The following is a 17,201-nucleotide window of genomic DNA, read 5'->3' on the forward strand; positions in this document are numbered from 1 at the left end:
GGGCTGTCCGCCGCCCGCCGACACCGTGCCCCGCCCGTTCACCACCGCAGCAGCCGCCGCAGCAGTGCCCGCAGGCGGCGCTGCCGCACCCGGCCCGCCAGGACCGGCAGCGCCGCCGCCTGCGGCCACACGGCGGGCCCCGCGAGCGCGGAGGCGGGCACGGCGGCCTGCGGCCGCACCGCAGCCGCTCCGCCCGCAGCCGCTCCGCCCGCCGTCCGCGGATCCGCCCCGCCCAGCGGCCCGGACGGGTACGTCCGCTCCTCCGGGGGCCGGGCCGCGAACTCCACCGGCAGCGCCTCCAGGTGGCGGGCCCAGATCGACGACTGCCAGCCCAGGTCCTTGTCGGGCACCGCCAGCCGCAGGTCGGGCAGCCGCAGGAGCAGGACGTCCACCGCCGCGTCGGTGATGGTCCGTCCGATGTCCTGGCCCGGGCACATGTGCGCGCCGCCGCTGAAGGCGAGGTGCGAGCGGTTGCCGCGCACCGGCGCCGAGACCTCGGGGCGGACGGTGCTGTCGGTGTTGGCGGCGGCCAGGCCGAGGATCACCATGTCGCCGGCCCGGATGCTCCGCCCCGCCAGCTCGGTGTCGGCGGTGGCCCAGCCGCCGGGGCAGGCCGTCAGCGGCGGCTCGTTCCACAGGACGTGCTCCACCGCGTCGGCGACGGTCATCCGGACCCCGGCCAGCGAGGCGCGGAACCGCGGGTCGGTGAGCACCACCCGCAGGGTGTTCGCGATCAGGCTGGTGGTGGTCGCGTTGGCGGCGACCAGCACCAGCCGCAGGTGGTTCTGCACCTCCTCGTCGGTGAGCCGGGACGGGTGGGCGAGCATCCAGGAGGCGAGGTCCTCGCCGGGCACGGCCTTCCTGCGCTGCACGAGGCGCCGCAGCGTCTCCAGGATGTGCTCGTTGGCCGCCGCGGCCCGTTCGGTGCCGGTCATCAGGTCGCTGCTGGCCCGCACCAGCTCGGGGCCGTCCTCCTCGGGCAGCCCGAGGAGGCGGGTCAGCACCAGCATCGGCACGTGCTGCGCGTACCGGGTCAGCAGCTCGGCCCGGCCGTCGGCGCAGAAACCGTCGACCAGCCGGTGGGCGACACGGTGCACGTGGCGCCGGATGCCGCGCTGGTCGAAGCGGTCGAGGCTGTCGGTCACCGCCCCGCGCAGCCGCCGGTGCTCCGCGCCGTCGGCGGAGAGGCAGTCGGGCCGCCAGCCCACCATGGGGAGCAGCGGGGAGTCCGCGGGGACGTTCCCCTCGCGCAGGTCCCGCCAGATGCGGGAGTCGCGGGAGAACCGCTTGGGGGCCCGCATGACCTCCAGGTTCTCCCGGTAGCCGAGGACCAGCCAGGCCGGCAGGCCGCCGTCCAGCAGGACCGGCGCCACGGCTCCGTGGCGCCGCCGCAGGTCGGCGTAGAGCCCGACGGGGTCCGCGTCGGCGGCGGGTCCGTAGAACCGCACCCGCTCCGCGGCGTCCGGGTCCGGTGCGCCCTGCCGGGGCACCGCGGCCTGTGCGGGCGCGTACGCCTGCCCGGCTCCGTCGGTCTGTGCGGGCGTGGACGGCTGCCCGGCCGCGTGGGCCCGGTCGGCCCCGTGCGCGGGGCAGCCGGGGGGCGGGGTGGCGGTGCCGTGGGCGTGCTCGGGGGAGGGGGCGGTCACTGCGGCTCCGGGGTGGCGAGGGTGTACAGGTAGCGCATCAGCGTCAGCAGGACGTCCCGGCAGGAGGTGCGCAGCCGGGCGTCGCATTCGACCAGCGGCACCGACGCGTCCAGGTCCAGCGCCGCCCGCAGCTCCGCCACCGGGTGCACCGGGGCCCCGGGGAAGGCGTTGACGGCGACCACGAAGGGCACGCCGCGCTCCTCCAGCCGGCCGATGACGTCGAAGCTGACCTCCAGCCGCCGGGTGTCGACCAGGACGACGGCGCCCAGGGCGCCGTCGAAGAGCCGGTTCCACAGGAACCAGAAGCGCTCCTGGCCCGGTGTGCCGAACAGGTACAGAACCAGCTGCTCGTTCAGGGTGATCCGGCCGAAGTCCATCGCCACCGTGGTCGAGGTCTTCCGCTCGACCCCGGCGGTGTCGTCCACGCCGACCCCGGCCTGGGTCATCGTCTCCTCGGTGGTCAGCGGCCGGATCTCGCTCACCGACCCGACGAGGGTCGTCTTGCCCACCCCGAAGCCGCCGACCACCACCACCTTGACGGCGGAGGCGGCGGACGCGGGCAGGGCGTCCTCGGCCCGGGGGCCGGGGGGAGCCCCGACCTCGTGCCGGGGACCGGGCAGCAGCGTCTCAGAGCCTCTGGAGTCCATGCATCACCGCTTCCAGGAGTTCGGCGTCGGGGAGCGAGGCGGCGGGCACGGGCGCCCGCGCCTCGGCCCGGCCCCCGGCCAGCAGGTCGGCCAGCAGCACCCGGACGGCGCTCACCGGCAGCTCCAGGTAGGCGGAGACCTCGGCCACCGAGAGCGGGTACTGGCACATCCGCACGATGGCGGCGTGCTCGGGCGCCATCCCGGGCTCCGGCACGGACCGGGCCACCACCAGGGTGACCAGGTCGAGGTCGGCCGCAGCCCGGCCGCCGGCCTCGCTGCGGCCGCCCGTGATCACGTACATGCGCTCCGGGCCGTCGTCGGCCTCGCCGCCGCTCACGTCACGGTCCCGTCGAGGCGGAGCGGCCCGCCGCCGGGGCCGGGGACGCCCGCGTACGGCGCGGCGCCCGCGTCCGCGCCGACGCGCGGCGGGCTGGTGAGGTGCTCGCCGATCCGCAGCACCATGTCCCGCATCCGCTGGCCCATCAGCCCGGCGTCCACGCCCTCGTCGGCCAGCACGGCCAGGTAGGCCCCGGCGCCGGCCGCCATCAGGTAGAAGAAGCCGCCGTCGATCTCGATGACGACGAGTCTCATCCGGCCGTCGCCGTGCGGGAACTCGGCCGCGATCGCCGCCGAGAGGCTCTGCAGGCCCGCGCAGGCCGCGGCGAGCCGGTCGGCGGTGTCCGCGTCGGCGCCGTGCTGGGCCATCCGCAGGCCGTCCGCGGAGAGGACCACCACCTGGCGGGTGCCCGGCACGCTCGTCGCCAGGTCCCGGAGCATCCAGTCCATGTCGGATCGCTTCTGCTGCACCACTGCTACTGCCCCTCGTCCGATGAGTCGTCACCCTGCCAGCGGGCGGGCACCGCCGCGGGCGGCGCCTCCCCGTTGACGCCGGCCTGGAACGCGGCCAGCCACATGCCCGGCTGCACGGGCTCCCTCGCAGGTGCGGGCGCCGGTGCGGGCACCCGGCCGCGGGCGTGGGCCGCCGGGGCGGCCCCTCCGGGCCGGGGCCGCGGCGCGCCCGCGGTGCGCCGCCGCCGCTGCGGCAGCCCGTACGCGTTGTGCTCGACGTGCTCCACCCCGGCCGGCTGGTCCTGCGGCCCGGGCTCCTGCGCCCCGGAGGCGTGCACCGCCTGCGCCGCGGCCGGGGCCCGGTCGCCCGGACGCGGCTGCGCCGGGCGGGTCGGCATCGGCCGCGGCGGCGGCATGGTGCCAGGCCGGGGGACCGGGCGCGGCGGCGGGAGGGTCGTCAGCACGTCGCCGGGGATCACCATGACCGCCCGCACGCCCGCGTACGCGGACGGCCGCAGCGCCACCGTGAACCCGTAGGCCCGGGCGAGCCGGCCGACCACGGCCAGGCCCAGCCGGGGCGTCTCGCCCAGGTCGTCCAGGTCGATGCCGGCGGAGGCCCGGCTCAGCGCCCGCTCGGCCCGCTCCCGGGCCTCCTCGCCCATGCCGAGCCCGCCGTCCTCGATCTCCACGGCGATCCCCGACTGGACCTCGGTGGCGCTCACGTGCACCCGGGTCTGCGGCGGCGAGTAGCGGGTGGCGTTGTCCAGCAGCTCGGCCAGGGCGTGGATCAGCGGCTCCGCCGCCGGGCCCACCACGGCCACCTCGGCGACCGCGTGCAGGTCCACCCGCTGGTAGTCGAGGATCCGCGACATCGCGCCGCGCAGCACGCTGAACATCGGCACCGGCCGGCTCCACTGCCGCCCGGGCCGGGCGCCGCTCAGCACCGCGATGCTGTCGGCCAGCCGGCCGATGAGCGCCGTGCCGTGGTCGATGTGGAGCAGGTCGCCGAAGACCGCGGGGTCCTCGCCGTGCCGGTGCTCCATCTCCCGCAGGTCCTGGGCCTGCTGGTGGACGATCGCCTGCACGCGGCGGGCGATGTTGACGAAGGCCCGCTGCGCGGAGTCGCGGAGCTCCTCCTCGGCCGCCACGGCGTCCACGACCGTGCGCAGCACGGCCTGGTGCGCGGGGGTGAAGTCCGGGTCCTTCGCCGCGGTCTGCGCCGCCGCCCGCAGCACCTCGGCCGCCGTGTCGCCGTTCTGGAGGCGCAGCACGGCCTCCGGCAGCAGCGCCTCGGCGAGGCGGCGGGTCGCCGCCTCCTGCTCGGCCAGCCTGCGCTGGAGCGTGGCGTCGTGCTCGGCCTGCCGGCGGCGGAGCACGGTGACGGTGCGGCCGCGCCGCGCGGTCTCGCCCGCGATCAGCAGGACCGCCGCCGTGGCCGCGGCGCCGCACCAGGCGACCGGCACCCGGGCCGCCGCCTGCACCGCCACCACGGCCCCGACCGAGCAGGCGGCCACGACGGCGGCGGGGAGCATCCAGACGAGCGGGGGCGCGGACCTGGGGCCTGCGGGCGGTGTTCCAGTGCGAACCATCGGCATCCTCGGACGGTCGGAGGGAAGAGTCGGTCGGCGGAACAGGTCGGAGGGGGCGGGGGCCGGAGGGGACGGGGGCTCCGCGGGCGGGCCCGGGGCGTGCGGACGGGGTCGGCGGACGGGGTCGGCGGGCGGCCGCCCGGGACGGGCGACGTCCGGAACAACGACCGGAGGGGCCGCGGGATACGGCCGATCGGGTGAACGGGCCGTCCGGGCCGGCGCTCGCGGGGCTCCGCGCACCCCGGCGCGGCACTCGCGTCTGACCAGGAGTGACCGTTCCGGTGCGCTGAGCAATCGGGAGCATAGCCGCCCGGTTGCCGCCGGGGCGGGGCGTCCCGGCAAGCCCCGGCGCCGTCGCGGTCCCGGACGGGTGTGCGCGCATGCGAGGGGCGTGCGGACGGCCCCGCACGCCCCTCCGCCCGCCGTACACCGGTCCGCCGTACACCGGTCCGCCGTACGCCGGTCCGTCGTCCGTCAGTCCGCCCGGCGCACCCGGTCCGTCGGCGCCGGCGTGATCACCGGGTGCGCCCGCAGGTAGTCCGCGAACACCTCGTGGTCGGTCCCGTTGCGCACCGGGTCCGTGTACCCGGCGAAGGCCGTGAACCCGTCCGCCCCCAGCACGGTGTACGCGAGCGCCGCCACCCGGTAGGTGCGGTCCGGCTCCAGCGGCCGGCCGTCGATCCGCACCCCCGCCGGGTCGACCCGGTCCCCGGGGGCCCGGTCGGGGTCGTACCGGCAGGAGACGTTCCGCGAGACGGCCAGCGGCGAGAACCGCACGCTCCCGTCCGGCCGCTCCTGCCACTGCTGCTCCAGCACCGCCTTCAGCCGACGGCCCGTCAGCCCCACGGTGAGCACCGGGTTCCCGTACCCGTAGGCGTCCCAGGACTCGCCCAGCAGCACCCGACCGTCCGCGTCCCCGGCCGTGGCGCCGGCCGCGTACGGGAGGTCGCCGCGCACCGCCGTCGAGCCCGTGGCCGGACGGGCCGCGACCAGCGCCAGGTCGGCCCGGCCGGCCCGGGTCCGGCCCGCCTCCCAGTACTGCACGTCGGCGAAGAGGTCCGCCGCGGTGGACTCGCCGTCCGCGTCCGGGGCCCGGGTGAAGGAGCCGGTCTGGCGGGCGAGCCGCTCCGAGCGGCGGGCAGCGCCGCGGGTCCGCCAGTGGTCGGCGATGCGGCGCACCGCCGGGTCCGGCGGCACGTCGCGGGTCACCGGGTGGTTGACGGCGGTGGTCCGGTCCCGCAGGACCTCCCCGGTGCGCGGGTCCAGCGCCAGGTCGATCTCGGAGACCAGGGCCCCGTGGTGGCCCGCCTCCACCACGGGGCGCGGGTGCCCGGCGGGGTCGGGCACGGTGCAGTCGAACGCCGTGTGCCAGTGCCCGGTGGTGATCGCGTCGATGTCCGGCGACACCGCCCGCGCCACGTCGATCGCGGGCCCCCGGGCCGCCCCGCAGGCGTCGTACCCCGCCTCCGGGTCCCGGGGCGCGGCTCCGTCGTGCAGGTTGAGCACGATCGCCCGCACGCCCCTGCGCCTCAGCTCCGCCGCGTACCGGTCGGCGGTCCGCACCTCGTCCAGGGCCCGCAGGCCCGGCTGGAAGGAGGTGGAGCCGGCCGGCGTCCCCGGGAGGGTGACCCCGATGAAGCCGACCGGGATCCGCCTCCCGCCCGGAGCGGCGAACCACTCGACCCGGTAGGGCGGCAGCACCGGCCGCCCGTCCGCGGCGCCGACGATGTTCGCCGACTGGAAGTCGAAGTCGGCGCCGTGGAACCGCCGCCCGGTGGAGTCGGTGAAGCAGCTGTCGCGGTCCGGGACGCCGAAGCAGCGCCCGTGCTCCATGTGGTCCACCAGGAAGCCCGGCGAGACGTCGAACTCGTGGTTGCCGGCCACCGAGAAGCGCACGCCCAGGCGGTTCAGCACCTCCACGGTCGGCTCGTCGCGGAAGGCGTCCACCTCGAACGGCCAGCCGGAGAAGCTGTCGCCCGAGGCGAAGGTGACGGTGTTGCGGTGCCCGGCCCGCAGCCGCCGCAGGTGGGTGGCGAGGTAGGCGGCGCCGCCCACGGTGACGGGCCTGCCGCCGGGACCGGTGACGGTGCCGCCCTCGGCGGGGCCGGGGGGCTGCAGGTGTCCGTGGAAGTCGGCGATGTCGAGCAGCTGCACGGTGACGGGGGCCGGGTCGGCGGCGGCCGCGGGAAGGGCTGCGGCGCCGCAGAGCAGGGCTCCGGCGGCGGGCAGGACGGTCCGGCGCAGCAGGTTCCGCACGGGGCACCCTCTCGGTCGGCGGGACGCGGTGAGGCCGCTCCCGCTGCGCCGCCGCCCGGTGGAGCGGTGGTGGACACGCCCAGCACGGGTGCGGCCCGTGCCGTGACGGCTCCGGTCCCGGGCGGCCCGGACCCGTCGCCGGCGACGCCCGGCCCCGCCGGCTCCGGCGGTCGCGCGGCGGCCCACGCTAACCGGAGGCCCCCGTCGTCCCCTGCCGCCGCGCCCCGCTGCGGCCGCACCTCCCCCGTACGGGTCCGCCGCCCGTACGGGCGTTCCCCCGTCCGTGCACCTCGAGGGCCGGGCCGGGCGCCTCCCGGACCGCCTCCCCGGGGCCGCGGGTTCCCCCGGATGCAGGTCCCCCGGCCGGACCCCCCGTGCCCCGACCGGGCTTCCCCCGGTCGGCGGCTTGCCCGCACCGGCCGCCGCCTCATCCGGTCGGACGGTCCGGCGTGCCGCCGCGCCCCACTCGGCTTAGCGTTCGGGTGTAGGCATGGTTGGCGGCGCACCGCCCGGCCGGGCCGACCGGAGCGCGGCCCGCGGCCGTGCCGCGGCACGACGCCCTGGAGGCAGGCAATGCACGAGATGCGAGCGGAACACGGTCCGGTGCGGTTCGGGGACGACCGGCCGGTCGACTACTGGCACGTCGTCGCGAGCGGCGCGGACGTCGCCCTCTGCGGTCTCGAGATCCACCGGGACTCCGCCGTCCAGCCCGTCCGGGACGACGGGGAGCCCGCCGCCGAGCGGTACTGCGAGACCTGCCTCGCCGAGTTCCGGAGGAAGGTCGTCCCTGTCAACCCGGCCGCCCCCGCGGCCTCCTGACATCCGCACCCGGACGGCCGCCCGCCCCACGGGGGGGCGGGCGGCCCCCGCCCCGTCCGGGCCCCGTCGCCGACGGCGCCCGCCGTGCGGCGCACCCCGCCCCGCCGCGGGCGCGCACTCGGTCACGTGCCGCCCTGCGACCCCGGACAGGTCCGGCGTCCGCCGACGGGGCTGTCCGGGGCCGGCGACGACGTCGGCGCGGCGGGTTCGCGGGCTTCCGCGGGCCATGGGCCACCGGTGGTCCTGGGGGGCTTCCCGGGCCCCGGAGCACGGATGCGCAGGGGGCGTCACGGCGAGCAGCGTTCCCCGGCTCCGGACTCCTGCGTCCATGATTGACGGCTCGTCAGCTGCTGGGCTTTCTGCGGACCGCCTGGTCGTCGAGCTGTCGGAGTGTCACCAGGTTTGCCGGGGAAGCCTCCGGTCGACAGGTATGGGAGCGCTCCTGCCACGCCCCTCCGTCCGCCAGGGCGCCCCGGACCGGGACACCGGGTCCAGGAAGGTGTGCCCGCCCGTGGCCGCTCCCCGCGCGTCACCCGACCGCTCGTCGTCGCAGGAGACCGTCGCGCCCGGGACGAGGAGGTCGCATCGGCTCCGCGAGTTCGGCCCTCATGGCATCCTCCAGCACGGCAAGGCTGCTCAGGACGTCGGCCAACGGCTCGCTGCCTGCGGGCACACGCCTCTCGAGGATGAGCCGCTGGACGTCGGAGAACCTGCGCTGCACGTCGTCGAGCGCGACTCGCACGGGTTTCGAGGCGATCAACGATGACTCGACGGCCCACTTGGTCGCCGAAGCGCGGATCTCCGAGAGGTCGTCCCGCTCGGCATCCTCCCGCCACACGGAGACGAGGGAGTCGTGCCAGCCGTGCAGAGCGGTCAGCAGGTCCCGGAACAAGGGCTTCTTGTCGACCAGCCAGCGCACCCGCTCCTGGTGCATCCGCTCCTCGCGTTGAAGGCGTATCTGGGCCCGCTGAGCGAGCCATGCGCCGGCGAAGCCCGTCACCGCGCCGACCGTCGTACCGATGAGTCCGGCCAGGGTCGCATCCACAGGTGGTTCCTACCGGGCCCGACGGAGTGGCGTCCGAGGATTTCCACAAGCGCCCGGACGGCGTGACCTCGGCAATCGGCACGGTGGTCCGTGAGAGGTGCCGGACTGCTTGCAAAGACGGGCATCGCCGTCCGCCGCCAGGGAGGGGCGGCGCGGTTGCTGTCCTTCGCCGCCCCGACCACCCTGCCCTCGCCGGACGTCGGGAAAGCCTCCCTGACCGGCCTGTTCTCCCTACGCCTCGGCGGACGGGGCGGCTAGCGCGCCACGCGGTAGCCGAGGTGGACGACTCTCGAGCCGAAGGTGCGGGTCTCGACGAGTTCGAGATCCACCCGGCGCTCGCGTCGGGGAAAGAACGGAATCCCGCCGCCCACCAGCATCGGGTGGACCATGGCCCGGTACTCGTCGACCAGACCCGACGCGGCCGCCTCGGCGGCGAGGGTCGCGCCGCCGATCGCGATGTCGCCCTCCCCCGGCTCGGCCCGCAACCGCTCGATCTCCTCCGCCACGCCCCCGGAGGCCAGGCGGGCGCAGCCCTGCACCGCCGACAGCGTGGTGGAGAAGACCACCTTCGGCAGCGGCTTCCAGAGCGAGGCCCACTCGAGCATGGAGTCCTCGAGCGACGGGTCCTGGCCGGCGGTCTCCCAGGACAGCATCGTCTGGTACAGCCGTCGTCCCAGCAGGTGGAGGCCGACGTGTCGGATCTCGTCGATCCAGAAGCGGAAGACCTCCTCGTCGGGCGCCGCCCAGCCGAAGTCGCCGTCCGGCCCGACGATGCAGCCGTCGAGCGAGACGCTCATCGAACAGGTCACGCTGCGCATGGGAGGTCCTCCTCGGTGACGGGTTCGACAGTACGACCGCCGGACGCCGCAGGACTCGTCGCGGCCCGCGGGATCCCCTGGGCCGAGTCACCCCACGGGGCGATTTCGTTGAGAAGGCCTCGAGGGCTGCGACGTGTGCCCGGCGCCCGCCCGGCAGCGGAAGGCCGCACTGCGCGACGGGAGGAGCGGGAAGGCAGGTGAGGCTGCGGCGGGGGTTCGCAGGCACCCAGCACGGCCGCCGGCGGACGACGGCTCCGGGGCGCCCGGCCGGACCCCGTGCCGTCCGCCGTCCGGCCGGCATTCCGCGCGCCGGGCCGCACGGGGGCGTTCCGCCGTGGTCGCGGTGGGACCACGGGGATCTCTGCGGACCCTGCGCGGGCCCTTGCGCGGTGCGGTGCCCGCCGGTGCCTCAGAGCCGTTGGCGCAGTCCGGACAGCCTGTCGATCGCTTCGCGCAGCTTGTCCGTGCGCTTGCAGAAGGTGAAGCGCACCAGGCTCCGGCCGGCCTCGGTGTTGTCGTAGAAGACGACGTTGGGGATGGCGACGACGCCGCAGCGCCCGGGGAGGGAACGGCAGAACTCCAGGCCGTCCTTCTCGCCGAGCGGGCTGATGTCGGTGGTGATGAAGTAGGTGCCCTCCGGCTCGAAGACCCGGAAGCCCGCCGCCGCGAGCCCCCCGGCGAGCAGGTCGCGCTTGCGGAGCAGGTCGGCGCGGAGGGTGTCGAAGTAGCTGTCCGGGAGGCGGAGGGCCTCGGCGACGGCGTACTGGAACGGGCCGGCGCTGACATAGGTGAGGTACTGCTTCGCGGTGCGGACGGCCGCGACCAGGGCCGGGCTCGCCGTCACCCAGCCGACCTTCCACCCCGTGAAGGAGAAGGTCTTGCCCGCCGAGGAGATCGAGACGGTCCGCTCGCGCATGCCGGGCAGCGCGGCGATCGGGTGGTGGCCGCCGGTGAACACGAGGTGTTCGTAGACCTCGTCGGTCACGACCAGCAGGTCGTGCTCGACGGCCAGCCCGGCGATGGCGGAGAGCTCCTCGGGGGTGAGGACCGTGCCGGTGGGGTTGTGCGGGCTGTTGAGCAGCAGCATCCGGGTCCGGGGGGTGATCAGGGACCGGAGCTCGTCCACGTCGGGGCGGAACGAGGGCGCCCGCAGGGTGAGCGGCACCCGCACGGCCCCCGCCATGGCTATGCAGGCGGTGTACGAGTCGTAGAACGGTTCGAGGGCGATCACCTCGTCGCCGGGCTCGAGCAGGGCGAGCAGGGCGGCGGCGATGGCCTCGGTCGCGCCGGCGGTGACCAGCACCTCGGTGTCCGGGTCGTACGAGAGGCCGTGGAAGCGCTTCTGGTGCTCGGCGACGGCGGTGCGCAGCTCGGGGACGCCGGGGCCGGGCGGGTACTGGTTGCCGCGGCCCTCCAGCACGGCGTCGGCGGCGGCCCGGGCGATCTCCGCCGGGCCGTCCGTGTCGGGGAAGCCCTGGCCGAGGTTGACGGACCCGGTGGCGGCGGCGAGGGCCGACATCTCCGCGAAGATCGTCGTGCCCAGTCCCTCCAGCCTGCGGTTCAGCAGCGGCCTCGCACCCATCAGCGGCTCCTCACGGCTCGTCGTCAGGGTCATCCTCCAGGGTCTGCCGGCGGGAGCCAAGGCCCGCCACGGGTGACCGGCGTCAGCGCGGGAGCGCCCGGAGGGCGGTGGCGAGGTCGCTGCCGGAGGAGTGCACCGCCATGAACTCCTGATCGAGGAGGTGGCCCGGGTGCCAGAGGCCGTCGGCCTCCACCACGGCGTGGTCACCGAAGGAGATCGCCCGGGTGGCGGACAGCGGGAGGCCGTCCGCGGAGACGGCGACCAGGCGGTCGGCCGGGATGAGGGAGGCGTCCGGGCGGCCGGTGAAGGCCTGGATGTCGGCGACGGTCCAGTCCGCCGGCAGGGGGCGGTCGGTGAGTTCGAGGACGGCGAAGCCGAGACGCGGGCGGATCCAGTCCCCGTCGCGCTCGATACCGAGCACTCCGCCGAGGAAGGCCATCGAGCGGGTCCCGTCCGGCCGCTCCCATGTGTACGGGACGCGGGAGACGTGGGCCGGGAACCGGTCCTCCTGGATCATGTCGCCGACGTCCGGCCGCGGGCCGTCGGCGGAGTAGCGGTGGGCGAAGAAGGCGGTGATCCAGCCGGTGACCCGGGCGCCGCCCGAGGCGGACCGCCACTTGTAGATCGACCGCCAGAAGTCCTGGTCGACCGGCTCGCCGCAGGCCGTGGCGGCGATGGAGGCCAGCACCGGCCGCAGGTTCCGCAGCCACGGCTGCAGGCCCTCGAACCACTCCTCCAGTCCGCGGACCCGGGCGGTCAGCAGCCGCCAGTCCTGGGCGGTGCCCTCCAGGCGGATCCGGGGGATGCCGCAGAGCGAGATCCAACTGAAGTCGTAGTACGGGCTGACCACGTCCATCAGTGAGACCAGGGTCGCGGAGGCGTCCACGGGCGTGGTGGTGGAGAAGGCCGGCTGGAGGAGGTCCGCGACGTCGTCGCCGATCCGCTCCCGGAGGGGGTGCCGGACCATGTCGAGTGACCGCTGCCAGTCGGGCTCGTCCAGCAGCGAGTCGTCGCGGACGGTGATGGTCCGCTTCTCCCCCGGGGTGTCGGTGAAGAGTCCGGCGTACGTGTCGCTGTTCAGCCGGACATGGGTGGCGACCTCGTGCACCACGGTGTACCAGAGCAGCTCGGGCGAGAGGCTCAGCGGCAGGTGGGCGCAGAAGCACAGGTGCAGCGCGCGCAGCAGCAGGCTGGAGGCGGATTCGTCCGGCTCGTCCGGCGGGAGTCCGAGCAGCCGGCCGGTGGACCGGTGGTGCACGGTGAAGCCCTCGCGGACCACCGTGCGCAGGAAGCCGTCGTTGCCGAGCTCGGTGAGCGTGGCGGCGAGTTCGGCTGCCTTCTCGTCGTCGTCCAGCGGCAGGTCGAAAGCGACGGCCATGCCTCATCCCCCGGAAGCGTGATCGGGCCCGCCCCCGGAACGGGGAGGGCGAGCCTGATCGTAGTGCGGGGGAGGGCCGGGCACGGCCGGAAGGGAGGCCGTCCTCGCCGCCCCCGCCCCGGACGTCCTCTGCGGGGCCACGGCGCTCGGTGCTCCCCTGCCTGAGGCCGACGGCGTCCAGGGCTCTGGCCGCGCCGCCGTGCGCAGGCCGGACCGTGCCGGTCCGCGCGAAGCGCCGCGCCCGGCCGCCCGTGCCGGTCCCGGGCGGGAGCAGCGGTCCCGGCCGGTCCGTCCGGTGCTGCCGAAGGGCCGAGGGGCCCGCCGGCCGGGCCTCCCGGCCGCGCGTCAGCCCTCCGCAGGCGGGGCGTCGAAACGGCGGCCGGGCGGCCTGCGGGTCAGGTCGTTCCACTCGGTGTCGGGCATCCCCGGCACGGTGCGGCCGCCGGCGCGCCACTGCTCGGCGAGGGAGGCGAAGAGCGGGGTGTCGACCCAGGAGGGCGGGGGCGGGGCGGCGGAGCGGGGGCGGGCGGCTTCCGCAGGGGGCGGGAGCTGGCGGGGGATGCGCGTGGTCTCCACGGTCCGTACAACGACGGGTGCGGCCGGGGGTGACGCGGCTGTCCACCGTCGGGGGATGGGGCGGCGGGCGGCCGCCGCGGGTGGCGGGGGCGGCTGCCGACAGGGACGGACGGGGGCGGCTGCCGACAGGGACGGAGGGGAGGGGCGGGCGCGGGGCGGCGGCCCGGGGAGGCGGGTGAGGGTCCGGGCGGATCATGCGACGCTATTGGACGGACTGTCGACAGGCGGTAGGTTCCCCGCATGGACACCGCCCCCGCCGACCCGTCGCACCCCCGCCGCCGCACCGTCGTGTCGGGCGGCGTGCCGCTCGCCGTCACCGAGCAGGGCGACCCCGCCCGCCCCACCGTGCTGCTGGTGCACGGCTACCCGGACACCCACCGGGTGTGGGACGACGTGGCCGCCGACCTCGCCGCCGACCACCACGTGGTCCGGTACGACGTGCGCGGTGCGGGCGGCTCCGGCGCGCCCGCGACCCGCGGCGGCTACCGGCTGGAGCAGCTGGCGGCCGACCTCCGCGCGGTCGCCGACGCGGTGAGCCCGGACCGGCCGGTCCACCTGGCGGCCCACGACTGGGGCTCGATCCAGTCCTGGGAGGCCGTCACCGAGCCGGACGCCGGGCGGCGCATCGCCTCCTTCACCAGCCTCTCCGGGCCCTGCCTCGACCATGTGGGCCTCTGGTACCGGGAGCGGCTGGCCCGCCCCACGCCGCGCGGGCTGCGGCAGCTGCTCGTCCAGTCGGCGCACTCCTGGTACATCGCCGCCTTCCGCCTGCCGTGGATCGCCCCCGCCGTCTGGCGGCTCGGCCTGGCCCGCCACTGGGGCCGGCTGCTGGCCGCCCTGGAGGGCGTGCAGCCCCGGCCCGGGCACCCGGCGCCGACGCTCGCCCGGGACGCGGTCCGCGGCATCGAGCTGTACCGGGCCAGCTTCGGCCCCCGGATGCGCAGCCCGCGCCGGCGCACCACTGACGTCCCCGTGCAGTTGGTCACGCTCACCGGCGACCGGTACGTCCGCCCGGCGCTCTCCGAGGGCCTGGAGGGCCGGGTGTCGCGGCTGCGACGCCGCACCCTGCGGGCGGGCCACTGGTCGGCGCTGCTGGTGCAGGGACCGGCCGTCGCCGCCCTGGTGCGGGAGTTCGCCGCCGCCCACGAGCCGCGCTGACCCGGGGAGCCCGCCGGGAGCGGTCCCGAAGGCAATCCCCGCACGCGCTGTCCCCGCACGCGCTGTCCCCGCACGCACCGCCTCCCCACGCACCGTCCCCGCACGCGCCGGAGCCGGGACCCGTCCGACGGGTCCCGGCTCCGGCACGTGCACGCCCTGCGGCGTCCGGCCCTGCGGCGCTCAGCCCTTCGGCCAGGGCAGCTGCCCGGTCGCGTCCGACGGCGGGGCCGCCGACGCGGCCGCGCCCCACCCCTTCGCCGGGGAGCGGCCCAGGGTGAAGTCCAGCGTCCGCCCGCGCAGGTCGCCGAAGCGCAGCCACGGCGCGCCGTGCGCCCGTCCGCCCAGCCGCAGCCCCTGCACGTACGGCGCGTCCGCCGCCGCCCCGTGCCCGCGGACGGTGAACGGCGCGGCGCCCGGCTGCGACACCGTCGCCGACGGGAACGCCGGGCTGTTCAGCACCAGCAGGTCCGTCCCGGGGACGGCCGGGTAGAGGCCGAGCATCGACCACACGTACCAGGAGCTCATCGCGCCCAGGTCGTCGTTGCCGAACTGCCCGGCGGGCGAGTTGTTCCACAGGGCCTGCTGCACCGCGCGCACGGCCCGCTGGGCCTTCCACGGCTCGCCCGTCCAGGCGTACTGCCACGGGATGCCCATGCTGGGCTCGTTGTTGAGGTCGGCCCGGGTGGGGGACGGCCTGCGGGGGTCCGCCAGCAGGCCGTCGAGGTAGCGGCTCCACGCCCTCGCGCCGCCGCGGCCCTCGATGAGCCGCCGCAGGTTGAACGCCACCATCGGCGTGTACTGCGCGGAGGTGCCCTCCACGAAGCCCCGGGTCGCCCCCGGGGTGAACCCGGACGCGAAGGCGCCGGAGGAGAGCCGGGGCCGCAGGTAGCCCGACGAGCGGTCGAAGAGGTTCGCCCAGTCCTGCGCCCGCCCGGCGAAGCGGGTGTAGGTCGCCCGGTCGCCCAGCGCGCGGGCGAGGGCGGCGACGGCGTAGTCCGCGTTGTCGTACTCCAGCTGCGTCGAGACCGTGCCGTAGAAGTGGCAGCAGCCCCAGTCCTTCCCGTCCACCGGCAGGTACCCGAGCCGGTCGCGGACCGCCTGGCCCGGCCGCGCCGGGTTGGGGCCCACCGCCTGGCGGACCATCACCTGCAGGGCGCGGCGGGCGTCGAAGCCGCGCGCGCCGAACGCGTACGCCCCCGCGATGATCCCGTCCGCCGGGTCGCCGATCATCACCCAGCTCTCGCCATTGTTCAGCGTCCACTTCGGCAGCGAGCCGGACTGCTCGTGGTCGCGGAGCATGGAGGAGACCATGTCGGAGGCGGCCTGCGGGTCCACCAGCGCCATCAGCTGCGCCTGCGAGCGGTAGGTGTCCCAGCCGGAGAAGGTGGCGTACTGGGGGTGCCCGGCGGGCACGGTGTGCCGCCTGCCGTCCATGCCCGCGTAGCCGCCGTCGACGTCGCTGAAGACGTTGGGGTGCAGCAGCGCGTGATAGAGCGCGGTGTAGAACCGCACCTGCTCGGCGCGGGTGCCGCCGGCGACCCGGATCCGGCCGAGCACCCGGTTCCAGGCGGCGTGCGAGGCGCTCTCCAGGGCGCGCACGTCCTTGCCCGCGACCTCCTTGTCCAGGTTGCGCCGGGCGCCCTCCTGGCTGGTGTACGAGATGCCGATCCGGGCCGTGACGGTCCGTCCGGCCGCCGGGTCGAAGACCGCGTACGCGCCGTCCCCGCCCGAGACCTCCCGGCCGCCGGGGCCCTCCACGGCGTCGATGCGGTCCCCGCGCCAGGTGCCGCCGCCCGCCACCGGCCGGTCGAAGACGATCGCGAAGTGCAGAGTGTAGGTGTTCTCCGCCCGGCAGAAGTGGCCGCTCTCCACGGAGCCCACCACCTCCCGGTCGGAGACGAACCGCACCCGCGTGCCGTCCACGGGCGTGGCGCTGCCGCGCAGCTTCAGCAGCAGCCGGGCCTCCTTCCCCGCGGGGAAGGTGAACCGGGCGATCCCGGCCCGGGCGGCCGAGGACAGCTCGGTGCGGGTGCCGCTGTCGTCGGTGACGCCGTAGAAGCCCGTCCGGACGGTCTCCCGGGCGTGCGAGAAGCCCACCGTCGCCGAGCCGGGGTCCACCGGCGGCGCCCCGGACACCGGCAGCAGCGGCAGGTCGCCGCCGGCCGGGCAGCCGGGGCCGCTGACGTGGGTGAGGCTGAAGCCGGAGAGCCGCTTCGCCGGGTAGGAGTAGCCGCCGCCGTACGGCCGCTTGGGCGCGGTGTCGGGGCCGAGCTGCATCATGCCGAACGGCGTCACCGGTCCGGGGAAGGTGTGGACCACCCCGTCCGTGCCGATCAGCGGGTCCACCAGTGCGGCGGGGTCGGCCGCCGGGCCCGCCGCCAGGGCGTCCGCCCCGGGCACGGGGTACGCGGCCAGCAGCACCAAGGCCGCGGCCCCCGCTCCGACGGCCCGGCCGCCGCCGAGGAGGGAGGGGAGCAGGCGCCGCCCCCGGGGGGCGGACGACGGTGCAGCGGGCATGGGTGTGCCTCCCGTGACGCGACGGCCTTCCCGGCCGCGCACGGCGCGGCCCCGGGAACGGAGGCGCTCCTCGCACTCCTCGCGAGGAGGCTAGGTCGGCCCCGCCGCCGCACCGGCCCGGCGCGGCGGCGGCGGCCTGCGGCTCACCCGGACGGCGCAGGTCCGGGACGTGCGCGGCCCGGGCGGAGGCTCCGGACGGCCCGGTCACCGGTTGCGGGGCCGCCACCCCTGCGGATGACTGGGGAGGGCGCCGCCGGTCCGTCCGCGCGGCGTCCGCCCCGGACCAGGGAGGTGCCGCGTGCCAGGAACGCTCTGCGCCTGCTGCTCCGCGCCCCGTGCGCGCCGCCGGCGGAGGCGTGCCCGGCTCCGCACACGGGAGGT

13 protein-coding genes and 1 pseudogene are annotated in these 17,201 nt (G+C 76.5%); 2 read left to right on the forward strand and 12 right to left on the reverse strand.

Annotated features, from left to right (window positions below):
- Positions 1–38 precede the first annotated feature (38 nt).
- From ACFY07_RS25355 to ACFY07_RS25380, 6 genes and pseudogenes are all read right to left on the reverse strand, one after another.
- Positions 39–1,646: a cytochrome P450 gene (locus tag ACFY07_RS25355; RefSeq protein WP_390871860.1), complete on the reverse strand. Its 1,608-nt coding sequence runs from the start codon at positions 1,644–1,646 to the stop codon at positions 39–41.
- A complete protein-coding gene (locus tag ACFY07_RS25360) occupies positions 1,643–2,293 on the reverse strand; it encodes an ATP/GTP-binding protein (protein ID WP_390871861.1) in 651 nt (216 codons plus the stop codon). Before ACFY07_RS25360 ends, ACFY07_RS25355 begins: the two co-directional genes overlap by 4 nt.
- The gene (locus ACFY07_RS25365) at positions 2,274–2,594 is read right to left on the reverse strand and encodes a DUF742 domain-containing protein (RefSeq protein ID WP_230746083.1); all 321 of its coding nucleotides are present in this window, start codon (positions 2,592–2,594) and stop codon (positions 2,274–2,276) included. Before ACFY07_RS25365 ends, ACFY07_RS25360 begins: the two co-directional genes overlap by 20 nt.
- A gap of 119 nt (positions 2,595–2,713) precedes the next feature.
- Positions 2,714–3,079, reverse strand: a pseudogene (locus ACFY07_RS25370) (roadblock/LC7 domain-containing protein); the annotation flags it as partial.
- Between the two features lie 26 nt (positions 3,080–3,105).
- A complete protein-coding gene (locus tag ACFY07_RS25375) occupies positions 3,106–4,671 on the reverse strand; it encodes an ATP-binding protein (RefSeq protein ID WP_390871862.1) in 1,566 nt (521 codons plus the stop codon).
- Positions 4,672–5,145: 474 nt separating this feature from the next.
- A complete protein-coding gene (locus ACFY07_RS25380; RefSeq protein WP_390871863.1) occupies positions 5,146–6,927 on the reverse strand; it encodes a bifunctional metallophosphatase/5'-nucleotidase in 1,782 nt (593 codons plus the stop codon).
- A 573-nt stretch (positions 6,928–7,500) separates the two neighbouring features.
- Here ACFY07_RS25380 and ACFY07_RS25385 point away from each other — a divergent pair.
- Positions 7,501–7,746, forward strand: coding sequence for a hypothetical protein (locus ACFY07_RS25385; protein WP_390871864.1), 246 nt, complete (start codon positions 7,501–7,503; stop codon positions 7,744–7,746).
- Between the two features lie 529 nt (positions 7,747–8,275).
- Here the strand turns inward: ACFY07_RS25385 and ACFY07_RS25390 are convergent.
- The 5 genes from ACFY07_RS25390 to ACFY07_RS25410 form a co-directional block, all read right to left on the reverse strand.
- On the reverse strand, positions 8,276–8,791 hold the full coding sequence (locus tag ACFY07_RS25390) for a hypothetical protein (protein WP_390871865.1): 516 nt from the start codon (positions 8,789–8,791) through the stop codon (positions 8,276–8,278).
- Positions 8,792–9,045: 254 nt separating this feature from the next.
- Complete coding sequence (locus tag ACFY07_RS25395) at positions 9,046–9,609, reverse strand: dihydrofolate reductase family protein (RefSeq protein ID WP_390871867.1); 564 nt, start codon at positions 9,607–9,609, stop codon at positions 9,046–9,048.
- Between the two features lie 409 nt (positions 9,610–10,018).
- A complete protein-coding gene (locus ACFY07_RS25400) occupies positions 10,019–11,191 on the reverse strand; it encodes a pyridoxal phosphate-dependent aminotransferase (RefSeq protein ID WP_390871894.1) in 1,173 nt (390 codons plus the stop codon).
- An 82-nt stretch (positions 11,192–11,273) separates the two neighbouring features.
- Complete coding sequence (locus ACFY07_RS25405) at positions 11,274–12,569, reverse strand: DUF4419 domain-containing protein (RefSeq protein ID WP_390871868.1); 1,296 nt, start codon at positions 12,567–12,569, stop codon at positions 11,274–11,276.
- 345 nt (positions 12,570–12,914) lie between these two features.
- Complete coding sequence (locus ACFY07_RS25410) at positions 12,915–13,145, reverse strand: hypothetical protein (protein WP_390871869.1); 231 nt, start codon at positions 13,143–13,145, stop codon at positions 12,915–12,917.
- Positions 13,146–13,385: 240 nt separating this feature from the next.
- Here ACFY07_RS25410 and ACFY07_RS25415 point away from each other — a divergent pair, with 240 nt between their 5' ends.
- Positions 13,386–14,303, forward strand: a complete 918-nt coding sequence (locus tag ACFY07_RS25415; protein ID WP_390871870.1) for an alpha/beta fold hydrolase — start codon at positions 13,386–13,388, stop codon at positions 14,301–14,303.
- Between the two features lie 180 nt (positions 14,304–14,483).
- Here ACFY07_RS25415 and ACFY07_RS25420 read toward each other — a convergent pair whose 3' ends face one another.
- Entirely contained in the window at positions 14,484–16,820 is a 2,337-nt protein-coding gene (locus ACFY07_RS25420) for a GH92 family glycosyl hydrolase (protein ID WP_390871871.1), read from the reverse strand.
- Between the last annotated feature and the right edge of the window lie 381 nt (positions 16,821–17,201).

Source organism: Streptomyces sp. NPDC001380, from assembly GCF_042895785.1.
GTDB lineage: Bacteria > Actinomycetota > Actinomycetes > Streptomycetales > Streptomycetaceae > Peterkaempfera.